The following is a 16,929-nucleotide window of genomic DNA, read 5'->3' on the forward strand; positions in this document are numbered from 1 at the left end:
TCGTGCTGAAGCACCGCGGCTTTCCCGGGCGACTGCCCGGCACAGATTTCCAGTTCACCATCCGCCGCGCCAACTCCAAGGGCGCCACGCCGCTGACCAAACGCGAGCGCTACGCGGACCGTCGCCCGCCGGACAAGCGCGCCGACCTGTGGTTCATGGCGGCCCTCTGGGCGCATTTCGGCAACGAGCCGTTTGAACGCGGCAATCTGGATGCCGGTCGGCTGAGCTGGCTGTTCGGGCGCGAAGTTCTGCCGGTGGATGACCCCTTCGACCCGCTCAGCTATGAGTCGCTGCTGGTGATCAACGAGCGGCAGGCGCGGATTGCTTTTCCCGAGGCGTTCGAAAAGGGATTTTGGGCATGATTCTGCTGCCGGGGCCGGATAATGCGCGGGATCGAGCCGACGCGGCGTTCGTGGAGTCCCGGCGCTTGGCAGCCGACTCGGTTTTTGCCAGCCTTGTCAGTGATCCCTGTGGTCTGACCTCATACCTGCCGCAGGATCGCCGTTACCCTTCCACTGACGGGCGGCGCGGTAAATCCCCTTGCCTGCCGCCCGATTTTTCAGCTGAGAACGGCCTTTTTCCGCGCGTCACCGGGCGCCGGCGGCAAAGGTCCGCCGACTGTTCGCCCGATTGCAAAAAGCGCTGGAACAACACCCCTGATCCGGGAGTTATGCCGTCATCGACAGGCACAAAAAATAAGGAGTCCACTCGATGCGGAACTTTGCGAAATTCACAGCTATCCTCGCCCTCACCGGCCTCGCGGCATGCGAAGGCACAGATCTTGAGCGCGGTGCACTGGGCGGCGTCGGCGGTTATGCAATCGACCGCGCCACAGGCGGCGATGGCAAGATCGGCGCGGCTGCCGGTATCGTTGCAGGTGTCACCTGTGACGACATCACACCGGGCGTCTGCCGCTGATCTGACATACCGGGCCGTTCGCGGCCCCTTCAGACTACCGAAAGCCATCAGAGCCACGTGCTCTGGTGGCTTTTTCGTTTGCGTTGCTGCGGGTCCGGCAGAGCCGCCGACCGGTGGCCAAGACATGCATTGAAAGGGACAGATATGTTCAACAAGATCCTGATCGCCAACCGGGGCGAGATCGCCTGCCGGGTTATCAAGACGGCCCGCAAGATGGGCATCAAGACCGTGGCGATTTATTCCGACGCTGACCGCAATGCCCTGCATGTCGAAATGGCGGACGAGGCGGTGCACATCGGCCCGTCCCCCGCGAACCAGTCCTATATCGTCATCGACAAGGTGATGGAGGCCATTCGAAAGACCGGCGCCGAGGCGGTGCACCCGGGCTACGGCTTTCTGTCGGAGAATTCCAAGTTTGCCGAAGCACTCGCGGCCGCGGGTGTGGCCTTTGTCGGCCCGCCGGTCGGGGCCATCGAAAAGATGGGCGACAAGATTACCAGCAAGAAAATCGCCCAGGAGGCCGGGGTCTCCACCGTGCCTGGCTATATGGGCCTGATTGCCGATGGTGATGAGGCGGTGAAAATCTCGGGCGAGATCGGCTATCCGGTGATGATCAAGGCTTCTGCCGGCGGCGGCGGCAAGGGGATGCGCATCGCCTGGAAGGAAGACGAGGTCCGCGAAGGCTTTCAGTCCTCCAAGAACGAGGCCGCAAGCAGCTTTGGCGACGACCGGATCTTCATCGAGAAGTTTGTGACCCAGCCCCGCCATATCGAAATTCAGGTGCTGGCCGATGCCCATGGCAACTGCATCTATCTGGGCGAGCGGGAATGTTCGATCCAGCGCCGCAACCAGAAAGTCATCGAAGAGGCGCCGTCGCCCTTTCTCGATCCCGCAACGCGCAAGGCGATGGGCGAACAGGCCTGCGCGCTGGCTCAGGCCGTTGGCTACACAAGTGCCGGCACGGTGGAGTTCATCGTCGATGGCGACCGCAAGTTCTACTTCCTTGAAATGAACACCCGTCTGCAGGTCGAACATCCGGTGACCGAGCTGATCACCGGCGTCGATCTGGTGGAGCAGATGATCCGCGTCGCCAACGGCGAGCCGCTGTCGATCACGCAGGAGGATGTAAAGCTCAACGGCTGGGCGATGGAATCGCGGCTGTATGCCGAAGATCCCTACCGCAATTTCCTGCCCTCCATCGGCCGTCTGACCCGCTACCGCCCACCCGCCGAGCTCGCGGTCGAAGGCGCGAAGGTGCGCAATGACACCGGTGTCTTCGAAGGCGGCGAGATCAGCATGTATTACGATCCGATGATCGCCAAGCTGTGCACCTGGGCGCCCGACCGGGGGCAGGCGATCGAAGCGATGCGCAACGCCCTGGACGCTTTCGAAGTCGAGGGGATCGGTCACAACCTGCCGTTCCTGTCGGCGGTGATGGACCATCCAAAGTTCGTCAGCGGGAACATCACCACTGCCTTTATTGCCGAAGAATACCCCGAGGGGTTCCAGGGGGTCGCGCTGTCCGATGATGCGCTGCGCCGCATCGCCGCCGCCTGCGTGGCGATGAACCGCGTGGCCGAAATCCGCCGCGCCCGGGTGTCCGGCACGCTGGACAATCATGAACGCAAGGTCGGTGACAACTGGAACGTGACGTTGCAGGGGCAAAGCTATGATGTGGCGATCGCCGCCGATCAGAAAGGTGCCAACGTCACCTTTGCCGACCAGGAAACCTTCCGTGTTGCGGGTGACTGGACGCCTGGTGATCAACTGGCGACCATGGATGTGAGCGGCACGCTTCTTGTGCTGAAGGTCGGCAAGATTTCGGGCGGCTTCCGCATCCGTTCCCGCGGGGCCGACCTCAAGGTGCACGTGCGCAGCCCGCGTCAGGCGGAACTGGCACGGCTGATGCCGGAAAAGCTGCCGCCGGACACTTCGAAACTGCTGCTGTGCCCGATGCCCGGACTCATTGTTTCGGTGAATGTCGAGATCGGCGACGAGGTGCAGGAAGGTCAGGCCCTGTGCACGGTCGAGGCGATGAAGATGGAAAACATCCTGCGTGCCGAACGCAGGGGCACGGTTTCCAAGGTCAATGCCGCCGCGGGCGACAGCCTGGCCGTGGATGACGTGATCATGGAGTTCGAATAACTCGATGACCGGCGCCACGCCCCAGAGCAGTTCTTTCATGCGCTTTCTGAGCGGCCTGAAAGATCTGTTCTGCGGCGACGAGGCGCGGGTTGCGCAATCGGTGATCCTGCAGTTCTTTGTCACCATCGCGCTGCCGGTGATGGCACTGCTCGGATTGCCGACCGTGCTGCTGTTTGCCTTGATGGGCGCGGACCCGCGTCTGTGGCAGGCGCTGATCGCCGGTCTGGTGATTGCCACCGGCTGGCTGACCACGGCGATCTTTGCCGAACTGGGGCGGCGGCGACTGAAGGCCGAGCGGCTGCGCGACTATCACAAGGCGCTCTATGCCGAGATCGGCAATGCCCTGCGCGCGCTCTGGGACGAGGGGCGGTCCGAAGACCATGTCGCCAAACTCTCGGCGCGGATGCGCGAGGATGCCGAGTTCGTGCCCTTCATTCCGCAGGAACAGCACGACCGGGTCTATCTGGCGATCCTGGACGAGATCGAGGTGCTGCCACGCCAGACCATCGACGCGGTGGTTGCCTATTACAGCCAGATGGCCGCGCTGGGGCACATGGTCGAGGACATGCGGGGCGAGACGTTCCGCACCGTGCTGACGCAGGACCGTCGGATTGCCATGTACGAGGATTACAGCTCGATGCGCAGGCAGGCGTTCATTCTGGGCCAGTATGCGCTGGAACTGATGCGTGCCTATGCCGCCGGGGGGGCCGAGGCCGCCGAGGCGGTGATTGCGCGGGTCAGTAGCCCGGCCGCGGACCGGTCCGGCCCGTCAGCGGGATCGGAGTGAACGGAATGCTGGGATCTTTTTCCATTATCGGGTCTCCTTGCTCTGCTGCCAAGATAGGGTCTGACGCGGCTTTTTGCAATTCTCCTCAGCGCCGCAGCACGTCGCGGCGGTCGCGGATTTCCTGCTGGCGCAACGGCAGTTTGTCGATCGAGCGTGACAATTCGCGCACGTCCCAGGGAAACGGTTTGCGCAGCACCACCGTGCCTTCCTTGGAGATCAGCACGATCATGAAATCCCGCGCCCGCAGTTTCTGGCGGATGGCGCTGCGGGCGCCCGGATCGGTGTCGGTGATCACCACCACGTCGCGGTCGGCCAGCACATCGAGCCGTTCGTTGATCAACTGCATCTGCTCGACATATCGCGGATCTGCGGGACTGTTGGCAAACACCACCACCGGCCGCTTGAGCCACTGGAATTCACTCAAGTCCCGGCCCTCAGCCGACAGGATGAGACCGTCGGGATCCAGGGTCGCATCGGTGGCGGCCGCGCTTCCCGCCAGTGGGGCGCAAAAAAGAGCTGCGATTGCAAGGGCGAAGCCTGTTTTCATACTCCTAGATATAGGTGTTCATGCCGGCAATGCGAACTGCCAATGTATCCCGGACCCGGAAAATTTTAACGTTAAGGTCTTTGTGAGGGGTCTGCCGACATGATCGGGGCCAATCCCACCAGACCGGGCCGGGGTCGGCCTGGGCGGAATACAGGCGGACCATTGCGTGGACATCATTCTGCATCTCGGGGCCCACAGGACGGGTTCGACCAGCTTCCAGCGCTATATGCGTGCGTCCGAGGACCGGCTTGCCAATCTGGGCATCGGTTTTTGGGGGCCGGGGCGCACCCGCAACGGATTGTTCCACGATGTGCCGATCCGGCCCAGATCGCCGCAGATCGCCCGGCGCGCGGCGGGGCGGGTGCGCCTGGCCTGTCATGCGACAGCGCAGCGCGGGATTGCGGTGCTGGTGATCAGCGACGAAAACATGATCGGCACCCCCCGCAACATGATCGCCGCGCGCACGCTCTATCCGCAGCTGGGCGAACGCATGGCGCGGTTCCATCACGCCTTTGGCGGCCGGATCCGGCGTGTGTCGCTGCAGATCCGCTCGCTCGACACCTACTGGGCGTCGCTCCTTGCCTACGCACTGCCGCGCGGCAATCCGCTGCCGGACGGCGACACACTCCGCCTGATGGCGCAGGCGCAGCGCAGCTGGCGCGCAGTGATCACCGATCTGGCCTGTGCCCTGCCGGGGGTCGAAATCGTCGTGACGCCGTTCGAACGCTTTGCCGACCGGCCGGACCGGCTGCTGGCGCAGATGAGCCGCACGCCGTTTCTGCCAGCAGCCCAGCCGGGCGAATACTGGTTCAACCGGTCGCCGGATCTGGCGGCGCTGCGCGGGGTTCTGGCCGACAGGGGCGAAAACCCGGACCGGCTGCCGCGGCTGCCGGGCCGCTGGCAACCCTTCACAGCCGGTCAGACCGGCCTGCTGCGCGAAACCTACAGCGACGACCTGTACTGGCTGCGCGCGGGCGCGGACGGGCTGGCCCGCTATATCGAGGAAACGGAACCGGACAAGACCAGGCTCACCTGGCCGCCGGACCCAGCGACAAGAGGACACACACACCATGACAGTCATCAACGAACACTGGCGCAAACTCGCTGAAAAAGAGCTGCGCGGGCGCAGCGTCGACGACCTGACCTGGAAGACACTCGAAGGAATCGAGGTCAAACCGGTCTATTCGGCAGCGGATCTGGACGGGCTGGACCACATGGGTACCTTGCCGGGGCAGGAGCCATTTACCCGGGGCGTCAAGGCCACGATGTACGCCGGCCGCCCCTGGACCATCCGGCAATACGCCGGTTTCTCGACGGCCGAAGAATCCAACGCCTTCTACCGTCGCAACCTGGATGCCGGCCAGCAGGGCGTTTCCGTAGCCTTCGATCTGGCCACCCACCGGGGTTATGACAGTGACCACCCCCGGGTCGAAGGCGATGTCGGCAAAGCCGGAGTCGCCATCGATTCTGTCGAGGACATGAAGATCCTGTTCGACGGCATCCCGCTGGACCAGGTCAGCGTGTCGATGACGATGAACGGCGCGGTGATCCCGATTCTGGCGAGCTTCATCGTCGCCGGGGAAGAACAGGGCCACGACCGCAAGGTGCTGTCGGGCACGATCCAGAACGACATCCTCAAGGAATTCATGGTGCGCAACACCTATGTCTATCCGCCGGAGCCGTCGATGCGGATCATCGCCGACATCATCGAATACACCAGCGCCGAGATGCCGAAATTCAACTCGATCAGCATCAGCGGCTACCACATGCAGGAGGCCGGGGCGAACCTGGTGCAGGAACTGGCGTTCACTCTGGCGGATGGCAAGGAATACGTGAAGACAGCCCAGGCGCGCGGCATGGATATCGACAAGTTCGCCGGGCGGCTGTCGTTCTTTTTCGCCATTGGCAAGAATTTCTTCATGGAAGCCGCGAAACTGCGCGCCGCGCGGATGCTCTGGCACCGCATCATGACCGAACTGGGGGCCCAGGATGCCCGCTCCAAGATGCTGCGGACCCATTGCCAGACGTCGGGCGTGACGCTGGCGGAACAGGACCCCTACAACAACGTCATCCGCACGGCTTACGAGGCGATGAGCGCGGTGCTGGGGGGCACGCAGTCGCTGCACACCAATGCCCTGGACGAGGCGATAGCCCTGCCGACCGACTTTTCCGCCCGCATCGCGCGCAACACCCAGCTGATCCTGCAGGAGGAAACCGGCGTCACCAATGTGGTCGACCCGCTGGCAGGATCTTATTACGTGGAAAAGCTGACGGCCGATCTGGCCGAGGCCGCCTGGAAGATCATCGAGGAAGTCGATGAACTGGGCGGCATGACCAAGGCCGTGGCGACCGGCATGCCCAAGCTGCGGATCGAAGAGACGGCGGCACGGCGTCAGGCCGACATCGACCGGGGCACCGAGGTGATTGTCGGTGTGAACAAGTACCGCAAGGACCGCGAAGACCCGCTCGACATCCGCGACATCGACAATGACGAGGTGCGCGAAAGCCAGATCGCCCGGTTGAAGCGCATTCGCGGCAGCCGTGACGAGGCCGCCTGCACCGCGGCACTGGACGAACTGACCCGCCGGTCCGGCGAAGGCGGCAATCTGCTGGACGCCGCGGTCGAAGCCGCCCGCGCCCGGGCAACGGTAGGAGAGATCAGCATGGCAATGGAAAAGGTGTTCGGTCGCCACCGGGCCGAGGTCAAGACTCTGGCCGGGGTCTATGGCGCGGCTTACGAGGGGGACGCGGGCTTTGCGGCCATCCAGAAATCGGTCGAGCAGTTCGCCGAGGACGAGGGGCGCCGGCCGCGGATGCTGGTGGTCAAGATGGGGCAGGACGGCCATGACCGCGGTGCCAAGGTGATCGCCACGGCCTTTGCCGACATCGGCTTTGACGTCGATGTCGGCCCGCTTTTCCAGACACCGGAAGAGGCGGCGCAGGATGCCGTCGACAACGACGTGCATGTGATCGGCATTTCCTCTCAGGCGGCGGGGCACAAGACGCTTGCCCCGAAACTGGTGCAGGCGCTGAAGGATGCCGGAGCCGGTGATATTCTGGTGATTTGCGGTGGGGTGATCCCGCAGCAGGATTACCAGTTCCTCTATGACGCGGGGGTCAAGGCGATTTTCGGGCCCGGCACCAACATTCCCGAGGCGGCTCAGGATATCCTGAAACTGATCCGCGCCGCGCGGGACTGACGACGCAGCAGCGGGCAACACCGGTTTACCGCCGGTTGCCCGCGACACCGGGGCCAACGAACGGCCGGATCGACCGCCAAATGTTCAGCCAGATGTCAGCTGGCGGTTGTCGGCAGGCCATCGCAGGAAAGGGCGCGCAGAATTGCTGGTTCTGGATCACATCGCGGTTCTGGGGGAAACGCTGGACGCAGCCACTGTCCATGCTGAAACCGCTCTTGGCGTGCCTTTGCTGCCCGGCGGCAAACACGAACATTTTGCCACCCACAACCGCCTGCTCGGGTTGGCTGACGGGCTGTATCTCGAAGCGATCGCCGTGGATCCCGCAGCGCCGCCAAAACCCTATGCGCGTTGGTTCGCGCTGGACGACTTTCGCGGTCCGGCGCGGCTGGACAAATGGATCTGTCGGGTCTCCGACATCGGCGCGGCGCTGGACAGCCTGCCGATGGCGGGACGTCCGGTGCGACTGGGTCGCGGGGCTCTGGAATGGACGATGGCCGTGCCCGAGGATGGCTGCCTGCCGTTTGACGGGATGTTTCCCGCCCTGATCGAATGGCACAGTCCGGTGCCGCCGGGCACCCTCATGGATACCGGAGGGCCGATGCTCGACCAGCTTCTGGTACGTCACCCCGAGGCCGCAGCGCTTGCCGCACTGCTGGGGCCGCACCTGACGGACGGTCGCGTCGCGTTCACGCCGGCGGCGACACCAGGATTGCAGGCGACCTTCAGCACCAGGTCCGGGCAAAGGACACTGCAATGAGGCTGCGTCAGGCACAGGCCGACGACGCGGCGGCGATTGCGGACATCTGGAATGCGGTGATCCGCGACACTGCCATCACCTTTACCACAGAGTTCAAGACCGAGGCCGGTTTGGTCGCCGATATCGCGGCACGGGGCGGTGCCTTTCAGGTTGCCGCCCTGGACGGGCGGATCCTGGGCTTTGCCACCTATTCGGCGTTCCGCAACGGACCCGGTTATGCCAGGACCAAGGAACATTCGATCATGCTGCATCCAGATGCCCGCAGGAGCGGTCTGGGCCGGGCCTTGATGCAGGCGCTGTTCGATCATGCGCGCGAGGCAGGCGTGCACAGCCTCTGGGCGGGGATCAGCGCCGAGAATCCGGCTGCAGTGCCGTTTCACGCGGCTCTGGGATTTCACGAAGTTGCCCGGCTGCCGGAAGTGGGCCAGAAATTCGGGCGCTGGATCGACCTGATCCTGATGCAAAAAATGCTGTGATGCCAAATTGATCGCAATACAATTCACGAGAACGCCAGAAATGCTGCAAATGCACGATGTGCGCTGACAAGCCCCAGTGGATTGCCTAAGCTCGGGCCATGTCGATCTGGAGCCGCATATCCGAAGCCGTCGCCGCCCTTGCCAAGGGGGAGGGGCTGTCGGCTGTTTTCGACAAGCTGCGCGCCCCGCCGGAACGCTCTGTCGCCTTCACGATTGCGGTGATCGCGCTCAGCGCCAAGATGGCCAAGGCGGACGGTCTGGTCACACGCTCCGAGGTGTCGGCCTTTCGGGAGGTGTTTCAAATCGCCCCCGAGGACGAGGCCGGGGCTGCGCGGGTGTTCAACCTCGCGCGACAGGACGTTGCGGGATTCGAGGAATACGCCCGCCGGATCGGCACCATGTTCGGCGCCGAGACCGGCACGCTTTGTGATCTGATGGAAGGGTTGTTCCGCATCGCCATTGCCGATGGCAGCTATCACCCGGCCGAGGATGCGTTTCTGATCCGGGTGGCCCAGATATTCGGCCTCACCGACAGTCAGTTTCGCGCCCTGCGCTCGCGGTTTGTGCCAGATGCGGTGCCCGATCCGTTCTGCGTGCTGGGGGTGACCCCCGAGACTCCGCTCGAGGATGTGCGCCGCGCCTGGAAGGCGCTGGTGCGCGAAACCCACCCTGACCGGATGATCGCGCGCGGGGTCCCGGCAGAAGCCGTGAAGATGTCGGAACGCCGTCTGGTCGATATCAACCGCGCGTGGGAAGACATCTCGTCGCGCGCAACCGCGTGACGCCGCGCGCGGCAGGGGCGACCGTGCGGCTGGCCACATACAACGTCGAATGGTTCGATGCCCTGTTCGACGATGCGGGCGCGATGCTGATGGATGACCACCCGTCCGCGCGCCACGGCATATCCCGGGCGCAGCAGACCGAGGCGCTGGGCATGGTGTTTTCGGTGCTCGACGCCGACGGCATCATGATCATCGAAGCGCCCAATACCGGCAGGCGACGCAAGACCGCCATCGCACTTGAGAACTTTGCCCGTGCCTTTGATCTGCGTCAGGACCGTGTTGCGACAGGATTCGTCAACGACACCCAGCAAGAGATCGCATTCTTGTATGATTCCAGCGTTTTGGAGGTCACTCATGATCCAGTGGATGAAGGCGTGCCGCGCTTTGACGGCGTGTTCCACCTTGATCTCGACGTCGACGCGACCCGGGACCGGGTGGCATTCTCCAAACCGCCGCTCGAACTGGCGGTGACCACGGCGACCGGGCGCCACCTGCGTCTCATCGGGGCACATCTGAAATCAAAGGCGCCGCACGGGGCCCGCAGCCGCGACGAGGTCATGCGCCTGTCGATCGCCAACCGTCGCAAGCAGCTGGCGCAGGCAGTCTGGCTGCGCGCACGGATCGGGCTGCATCTGGAACGGGGCGAGTCGCTGATCGTGATGGGCGATCTGAATGACGGCCCCGGTCTGGATGAGTTCGAGGATCTGTTCGGCCGCTCGTCTGTCGAGATCATCCTCGGCGGCGGGTTGGACGACGCAGCCATGCAGCTGTTCGACCCGCACGCTGCACAGGCCCTGAATCGCCGCATCGGCGCGCAACCCTCGACGGCCCGGTTCTATATCAAGCCGCAAAACCGCTATCTGTCGGCTCTGCTGGACTACATCATGGTGTCGCAGGACTTGCGGGCACTCGGTCCGGTCTGGCGCATCTGGCACCCGTTCGAAGATGCGGACTGCTGGACGAACAGCGAATTGCGCGACGCGTTGCTGGTTGCCTCGGACCATTTCCCGGTGACGCTCGATATTGCGCTGTGACCCTTTGCGCAGAGCGTCGGCGCCCCTATATTCGGTCCATGAACAAGTTGTCCGCCGCCCTTCTTGTCGTTGTACTGGCCACGCCCCTGACCGCGCAGGAGAGTGACAGCGAAGGCTTTGACCTGATGAAAGAGGGCGCGCGGCTGCTGTTTCGCGGCTTGATCGAAGAGATGGGGCCGGCGCTGGAGGATCTGCAGGATCTTGCAGAGGATCTGCGCCCGAGGATCAAGGATTTTGCGCAGGAAATGGGGCCCGCCCTGCGGGATCTGATGGCCGAGGTCGACGACTGGTCGCTGTACTATCCGCCCGAGATGCTGCCGAACGGCGACATCATCATGCGCCGCAAGACACCCGAGGAACTGGCGCCGCAGCCGGGCGAAGAGATCGAGCTGTAGCGCGTTGCGGGTTCAGAGCAGTTTGATTTCGCTTTGCGCACCCATCGCGCGCGCGAGCGAGCCAAAGCGGGATTCGGCCACTTCACCGAACAGAGGCTGCGCATCCCTGGTCAGGATCAGCCGCAGAACCTTGTTCTTGGGCTGCCACTGAAGCGTCGCGCCATCCTGCGACGTGTCGGACATCCACAGCATTGCACCAAAGCGCATCGCCTTGCCCAGTATTTCGGCCTGTTGCTTGCCCGGACCGTCAAGCAGGTCGTAGAGATCCTCGAACCGGGTACCTTCGCGTTTGTTGCGGTACCGGTGCAGCAGGGCAAGCCCGAGAAACACCCGCTCTGCATGGCTGAGCCCGCCCAGGTTGGCGCGGGTGGCATTGTCAAAACAGGTTTCGGCCCGATAGTCCGGATGCGCCCGCCAGCTCACGTCGTGCAGCAGGCAGGCCGCGCGGACCAGCCGCTGGCGCGATGCCGGGCTGTTGCGAAAGATCGGCAGCACAAACTTGTACAGCTTTTTGCCAAAGCCGGGCAGGCGGGCGTCCTTGGCCTCGGCAAAGCGGCAGGCCTCGATCAGCGGATCCCGGTCACGCAGAGCCTGCGGCATCTGTTCGTACAGCAGTCCTTCGCGGATGCCATAGCTGGAAATCGCGATATCCTTGGGTTTGAACACCTGCACCAGGCGACGCAGCACTTCGGCGGCATAGGGCACAAGCGACATCCGGGCAGAGGACAAGGAACACTGGCCGCGCAGCTCTTCGAGATCGGACTTTTCAATGTATTTCACAGTTGCCTGCACCGACTTCGAAGTCATCCGGTATTCGTGCAGCACATGCAGCGGATACCCCTGGCGGTGCATGTCGATGCGCGCAATCGCCCGCCAGGATCCGCCAACCAGAAACAGACGGTCGCGCTGGGTGCCCATGGTCTTGGACAAATGGTCCAGTGTTTCGCGGATCACCGCGTCGCGCGCTTTTTTACCGCCGGCCAGATCGCGCAGTTTCAGGGGTCCGAGCGCCGAGGTCATGCGCTTGCCGACCCGGCCATCGGCAATCTCGGCCAGTTCCATCGACGACCCGCCGACGTCGCAAATCAGCCCGTAGCTGCCCGGCCAGCCCAGCAGAACACCCTGGGCGGAAAGCCGCGCTTCTTCTTCGCCGTCAATGACCCAGATGCGCAGGCCGGTTGCGGCCTCGACTTCGGCGCGAAAGGCGGGGCCGTCCTCGGCTTCGCGCATCGCGGCTGTCGCGACGGCGGTCAGGGGGGGCAGGTTCATGCCGTCGGCCAGCATCTGGAACCGGCGGATGGCGCCAAAGGCCCGGGCCTTGCCTTCGGGGTTCAGGCGTCCGGTTTCGGACATGCCGGCCCCCAGGCCGCACATGATCTTTTCGTTGTAAAAATAGGCAGGGGACCGGGCGGCGCCGTCGAACACCACAAGCCGGACCGAGTTCGAGCCGATGTCGATCACGCCGACACGGGACAGGGCGCGGGCCAGCGGGTCGTCAAACAGGGGGCGTCCGAAGGGCCCCCAATCCGGGTGGGACGGGTCCAAGGTGTTGTCCATAATCATCCCCTTCAGCCTCGGGGCAACATGACGCAGGCTCTGCTGCCCGTCAAGAAACCAGCCGGTTTTCTCGGGAGTCCAGAAGGGTAGGAAACCGCCCCTAGCTGTCGTCGGTGTGGGTCAGTTGCGGCACATCCTTGGCCCCGGCGGACCCGCGGCCCGACAGCGACGGATTTTCCATGAAGAAGCGGTGGCAGTTGAAGGCGAATTCGCCTTCCGGCACCGGGTGGCGGACAAAGGCGCCCGAGGGCTCCATCACCCAGCTTTGTGCGGTATCGGCAAGGTTCGCCGCCATGATCTGGCTCACGATCTGTGCCTTCACGGTGTCATTTTCAATCTCGATCAGTGTTTCGACCCGGCGCGCCAGATTGCGGCCCATCCAGTCGGCGGACGAGATGAACACCCGGGACTTGCGGTGCGGCAGACCGTGGCCATTGCCGAAACAGGCAATGCGGCTGTGTTCGAGAAACCGCCCGACGATGGATTTCACCCGGATATTTTCCGACAGGCCCTTGATGCCCGGGCGGATGCCGCAGATGCCGCGGATCACCAGGTCAATCCTTACACCGGCCTGCGAGGCGGCATACAGCGCGTCGATGATGTCCGGCTCGATCAGCGAGTTCATCTTGACCCAGATCTGCGCCGGCTTGCCGGCCTGCGCGTGGGCTGCCTCGGCCTCGATCATCTCGATGATCCGCGGCTTGAGCGAATGCGGCGAGATGGCGAGGTTTTCCAGCCGTTCGGGCAGGGCGTAGCCCGACAGGTAGTTGAACACCTTCGACGCATCGCGCCCCAGCTTGCGGTCACAGGTGAAGAACGACAGGTCGGTATAGATCTTGGCGGTGATCGGGTGGTAGTTTCCGGTGCCGTAATGGGTATAGGTCACCAGCTTTTCGCCTTCGCGGCGGACCACGGCGCTGATCTTGGCGTGGGTCTTCCAGTCCAGAAAGCCATAGACAACATGCGCGCCCGAACGTTCCAGCCGCCGCGACTGGCGGATGTTGGCGGCCTCGTCGAAACGGGCCTTGAGCTCGACCAGAGCCGTCACCGATTTGCCGTCCTCGGCCGCCTCGCACAGGGCATCGACGATGGGTGAGTTGCGCGACGTGCGGTAGAGCGTCTGCTTGATTGCCACCACGTCGGGGTCGCGCGCCGCCTGCGCCAGAAACCGCGTCACCATCTCGAAGGTTTCGTAGGGATGGTGCAGCAGCATGTCCTTCTGACGGATCGCGGCAAACATGTCGCCGTCGTGGTCCTGCACCCGTTCGGGAACGCGCGGGGTGAAAAGCGGCCACAGCAGGTCGGCACGGGAATCCAGGACAAGTTCCTTGAGATCGGCGGCGCCGATCATGCCTTCGAGCTCGATCACCTCGTCGTCCTTGACGTGCAGTTCACGCATCACGACCGATTTCAGCCCTTTGGGGGCGCCGGCAGAGATGGTCAGACGGACAACTTCGCCCCGGCGGCGGCGCTTGAGCGCAACCTCGAATTCGCGCACCAGATCTTCGGCCTCTTCCTCGACTTCGAGATCGCTGTCGCGCAGCACGCGGAACCCGAACTGGTCCTTGACGCGGTAGCCGGGGAACAGGCTGTCGATGTGCAGCAGCAGCACGTCTTCGAGAAAGATGAAGCGGCTTTGGCCCTCTTCACAGGGCAGGGCGACAAAGCGGTCGATCTGCGCCGGGATCGGCAGCAGCGCCTGAAGCCCGCGTTTGTCGCGGCTGCGTTCCAGTTGCAGCGCAAGGCAATAGCCGTTGTTGGCGATGAACGGGAAGGGATGTGCCGGGTCGATGGCAAGCGGCGACAGCACCGGAAAGATCTGTTCAAGGAACGTCTCGGCCAGATGTTCCTGGTCTGCCTTGGTCAGCGCGTCGCGGTTGACGACGGTGATGCCATGGGTTTCCATCTCGGCGCGCAGCGCGGTCAGCACCCGCTGCTGCGATGCCATCAGGGCGCGGGCGTCCTCGTTGATCAGCACCAGCTGCGCCAGCGGTGTGAGCCCGTCAGCGGCCGGCGTGGTGTTGCCCGCCTGCGCCAGTTCGCGCAGCCCGGCAACACGAACGGTGTAGAATTCGTCAAGGTTGGCGGCCGAGATCGACACGAAGCGCAGGCGTTCCAGCAGCGGGACACGCGGGTTCTCGGCCTCTTCCAGCACCCGCCAGTTGAACCCCAGCCAGCTGAGTTCGCGGTTGTAGAAGCGGCCCGGCCCGGACAGGTCCGTGTCGGGCAGGTCGACCGGGGCGGGCAGTGCGGCTTTGAGAAAATCTGCTTGTGTCATGAGGGCCTTATTGGGGGCGCGTGTAAAGTCTGTGTGACGTCAGGTGGCGTCTTCGTCAAATTGGGGTTCGATCTCTGCCAGGATCCGGCGGGCAAGGCTGCGGCTGGCGCCTTTGGGGGTGCCAAGGGCCGCATCGTCGATCGCGTCCACCAGACGCCCGGCCATGTCAAAGGACCGCGGCATGTGGCGGACAAGATAGCTGATCGCATCGGGCGCCGGAACGATCTGGCGGTCCGCGAACAGCTTGGCCAGCACGGCGCACAGCAGGTCATCGTCCGGGTGGGTAAGGCGGGCCGCCTGGGTGCCCATGACGCGGCTGGCAAGGTCCGGCAGGCCCAGCCGCCACTGCGCCGGCGGGGTGATCGCGGTCAGCAACAGCGAGTTGCCCTGTGCGAGGGTCAGGTTGTGCAGATGGAACAGCGCCTCTTCGGCCTCGGCGATGCCGGCCACGGCGGGAACATCCTCGACACAGACATGCGCCTCTGCCAGCTGCGGGATGTCGGCATCGGGCAGGTCGCGCGACTGCAGGATGGCGGCACCGGACTCGGCGCGCCAGACATGGGCGAGATGGGTCTTGCCGGACCCCTTTGGCCCGGTCAGCACCAGCTTGCGGCCGGGCCAGTCGCGCCAGCCGTCGATCTGCGCGGTGGCCAGCGCATTGGCGTCGGAGACATAGAAATCGCCGCGACCCAGGGCGGGGCGGAACGGAAGGTCAAGTTTGAGCTGGCGTGCCATGATCTAGTCCAGGCGTTCTGGGAGGGGGGCCACATCCCCCGGCAATGTCCCGGTATAAAGGCTGCTGCCCTTGTAGCGCGCCACGGCAAAACGGGCGATCACGCCCAGTGCGGCGGCCATCGGAACAGCGATCAGCATCCCGACAAAGCCGAAGAGGGTGCCAAAGACCGACAGGGCAAAGATCAGCCAGACCGGGTGCAACCCGACGGAATTGCCAACCAGTTTCGGCGTCAGCACGTTGCCTTCGATGACCTGACCCAGCACGAAGATCCCGGCGACCAGTCCCAGCGACAGCCAGTCGCCCCAGAACTGGAACAACCCGAGACCGATCGCCAGCGCGCCGCCGACCAGCGCCCCGACGTAGGGAATAAAGGTGATCAGCCCGGCGACAAAGCCCACCACAAGACCGAACTGCAACCCGACCAGCATCAGCGCCAGCGCATAGTATGTGCCCAGGATCAGGCAGACCGTGCCCATGCCGCGGATGAACGATGCCAGAGTGTTGTCGATTTCGCTGGCCAGGTGACGGATCGTCGGGGCGTGGTCGCGCGGCAATAGCTCGTCTATCCGCGCCACCATCCGGTCCCAGTCCAGCAGCAGATAGACGGCCACCACCGGCACGATGATGAACAGCACGACGATGTTCAGGATGGAGGCGGCGGATGACAGCGCGGTATTGAGCAGCTCCCCGCCGCGATCGCGGATGGTGTTGCCGATGGACACCAGGGTTTCGCGGACCACGCCGCCTTCATCCAGCAGATTGGGGAACCGCTCGGCCAGAAAGGTTTGCAGGTTGTTGAACAGCTGCGGCGCGGTGTTGATCAACTGTCCGGTCTGCTGGATCAGCAGCGGCACCACCAGCAGCATGAGCAGCACAAAGATCAGCAGCGCGACCAGCGTGATCGTCGCCGTGGCCAGCGCCCGGCTGAATCCCAGTCGTTCGAGCCGGTCGGCGACCGGGTCAAGGAAATAGGCAATTGCACCGCCCACCAGAAACGGCAGCAGTACGTTGCCGAGATACCAGAGCGCCACCGCAAAGACGAGCGTGGCAATGCCCCAGTATTTCAGCTGATCGCGTGCGGGCAACGCCATGATCGTCACAAACTCCTGTAGCTACGCCCTACATCGCGGTTTGTTGGCAGGGATTCAAGGCCCCGGGGCTGGCGGGGGCGGTCCAACCGCCCGAACCGGCGTTTTATGCTCCGCAGGCCGGAGGGCACGGTGCCGCAGTGTGACACTGGCCGGATTTGGCCCCCTTGCCAAGAGGGGTCCCTTGGCTCACAACCCAAGGCGACCCATTTTTCGTCCAGAGGAACAC

At 63.9% G+C, this 16,929-nt stretch carries 16 protein-coding genes; 11 read left to right on the forward strand and 5 right to left on the reverse strand.

From position 1 onward, the window contains the following. The first annotated feature begins 2 nt into the window (after window positions 1–2). The 4 genes from FOY53_RS16375 to FOY53_RS16390 all read left to right on the forward strand — a co-directional run bounded on the left by FOY53_RS16375 (window position 3) and on the right by FOY53_RS16390 (window position 3,850). Entirely contained in the window at window positions 3–362 is a 360-nt protein-coding gene (locus tag FOY53_RS16375) for a hypothetical protein (RefSeq protein WP_146590827.1), read from the forward strand. 349 nt (window positions 363–711) lie between these two features. Then, window positions 712–918 (forward strand): DcrB/PsbP domain-containing protein, encoded by a 207-nt coding sequence (locus tag FOY53_RS16380; protein WP_146590829.1) that lies wholly within the window; start codon window positions 712–714, stop codon window positions 916–918. A 144-nt stretch (window positions 919–1,062) separates the two neighbouring features. Further along, entirely contained in the window at window positions 1,063–3,063 is a 2,001-nt protein-coding gene (locus FOY53_RS16385; protein ID WP_146590831.1) for an acetyl-CoA carboxylase biotin carboxylase subunit, read from the forward strand. 37 nt (window positions 3,064–3,100) lie between these two features. After that, window positions 3,101–3,850, forward strand: a complete 750-nt coding sequence (locus FOY53_RS16390; protein ID WP_146590833.1) for a hypothetical protein — start codon at window positions 3,101–3,103, stop codon at window positions 3,848–3,850. A gap of 85 nt (window positions 3,851–3,935) precedes the next feature. Here FOY53_RS16390 and FOY53_RS16395 read toward each other — a convergent pair whose 3' ends face one another. Continuing rightward, complete coding sequence (locus tag FOY53_RS16395; RefSeq protein WP_146590835.1) at window positions 3,936–4,397, reverse strand: DUF4174 domain-containing protein; 462 nt, start codon at window positions 4,395–4,397, stop codon at window positions 3,936–3,938. A gap of 166 nt (window positions 4,398–4,563) precedes the next feature. Here FOY53_RS16395 and FOY53_RS16400 point away from each other — a divergent pair, with 166 nt between their 5' ends. From FOY53_RS16400 to FOY53_RS16430, 7 genes are all read left to right on the forward strand, one after another. Beyond that, window positions 4,564–5,505: a hypothetical protein gene (locus tag FOY53_RS16400; protein ID WP_146590837.1), complete on the forward strand. Its 942-nt coding sequence runs from the start codon at window positions 4,564–4,566 to the stop codon at window positions 5,503–5,505. Further along, a complete protein-coding gene (gene scpA / locus FOY53_RS16405; RefSeq protein ID WP_146590839.1) occupies window positions 5,468–7,597 on the forward strand; it encodes a methylmalonyl-CoA mutase in 2,130 nt (709 codons plus the stop codon). The genes FOY53_RS16400 and scpA overlap by 38 nt, the downstream gene beginning before the upstream one ends. 142 nt (window positions 7,598–7,739) lie before the next feature. Next, window positions 7,740–8,354 (forward strand): VOC family protein, encoded by a 615-nt coding sequence (locus FOY53_RS16410; RefSeq protein ID WP_146590841.1) that lies wholly within the window; start codon window positions 7,740–7,742, stop codon window positions 8,352–8,354. After that, complete coding sequence (locus FOY53_RS16415; protein WP_146590843.1) at window positions 8,351–8,830, forward strand: GNAT family N-acetyltransferase; 480 nt, start codon at window positions 8,351–8,353, stop codon at window positions 8,828–8,830. Before FOY53_RS16410 ends, FOY53_RS16415 begins: the two co-directional genes overlap by 4 nt. A gap of 98 nt (window positions 8,831–8,928) precedes the next feature. Beyond that, complete coding sequence (locus tag FOY53_RS16420; protein ID WP_146590845.1) at window positions 8,929–9,612, forward strand: molecular chaperone DjiA; 684 nt, start codon at window positions 8,929–8,931, stop codon at window positions 9,610–9,612. A 23-nt stretch (window positions 9,613–9,635) separates the two neighbouring features. Further along, window positions 9,636–10,646 (forward strand): endonuclease/exonuclease/phosphatase family protein, encoded by a 1,011-nt coding sequence (locus FOY53_RS16425; RefSeq protein ID WP_146590847.1) that lies wholly within the window; start codon window positions 9,636–9,638, stop codon window positions 10,644–10,646. 38 nt (window positions 10,647–10,684) lie between these two features. Further along, window positions 10,685–11,041 (forward strand): hypothetical protein, encoded by a 357-nt coding sequence (locus FOY53_RS16430; protein ID WP_146590849.1) that lies wholly within the window; start codon window positions 10,685–10,687, stop codon window positions 11,039–11,041. Window positions 11,042–11,053: 12 nt separating this feature from the next. On the opposite strand, the gene FOY53_RS16435 is transcribed toward FOY53_RS16430, so the two are convergent. The 4 genes from FOY53_RS16435 to FOY53_RS16450 all read right to left on the reverse strand — a co-directional run bounded on the left by FOY53_RS16435 (window position 11,054) and on the right by FOY53_RS16450 (window position 16,703). Beyond that, window positions 11,054–12,598: a Ppx/GppA family phosphatase gene (locus tag FOY53_RS16435; RefSeq protein ID WP_146590851.1), complete on the reverse strand. Its 1,545-nt coding sequence runs from the start codon at window positions 12,596–12,598 to the stop codon at window positions 11,054–11,056. Between the two features lie 100 nt (window positions 12,599–12,698). Next, a complete protein-coding gene (locus tag FOY53_RS16440) occupies window positions 12,699–14,876 on the reverse strand; it encodes an RNA degradosome polyphosphate kinase (RefSeq protein ID WP_146590853.1) in 2,178 nt (725 codons plus the stop codon). A 39-nt stretch (window positions 14,877–14,915) separates the two neighbouring features. Further along, on the reverse strand, window positions 14,916–15,611 hold the full coding sequence (locus FOY53_RS16445; RefSeq protein WP_146590855.1) for a P-loop NTPase family protein: 696 nt from the start codon (window positions 15,609–15,611) through the stop codon (window positions 14,916–14,918). Between the two features lie 3 nt (window positions 15,612–15,614). Further along, window positions 15,615–16,703, reverse strand: coding sequence for an AI-2E family transporter (locus FOY53_RS16450; RefSeq protein ID WP_146590857.1), 1,089 nt, complete (start codon window positions 16,701–16,703; stop codon window positions 15,615–15,617). Window positions 16,704–16,929: the final 226 nt, after the last annotated feature.

It is taken from the genome of Puniceibacterium confluentis, from assembly GCF_007923445.1.
Taxonomy (GTDB): Bacteria; Pseudomonadota; Alphaproteobacteria; order Rhodobacterales; family Rhodobacteraceae; genus Puniceibacterium; species Puniceibacterium confluentis.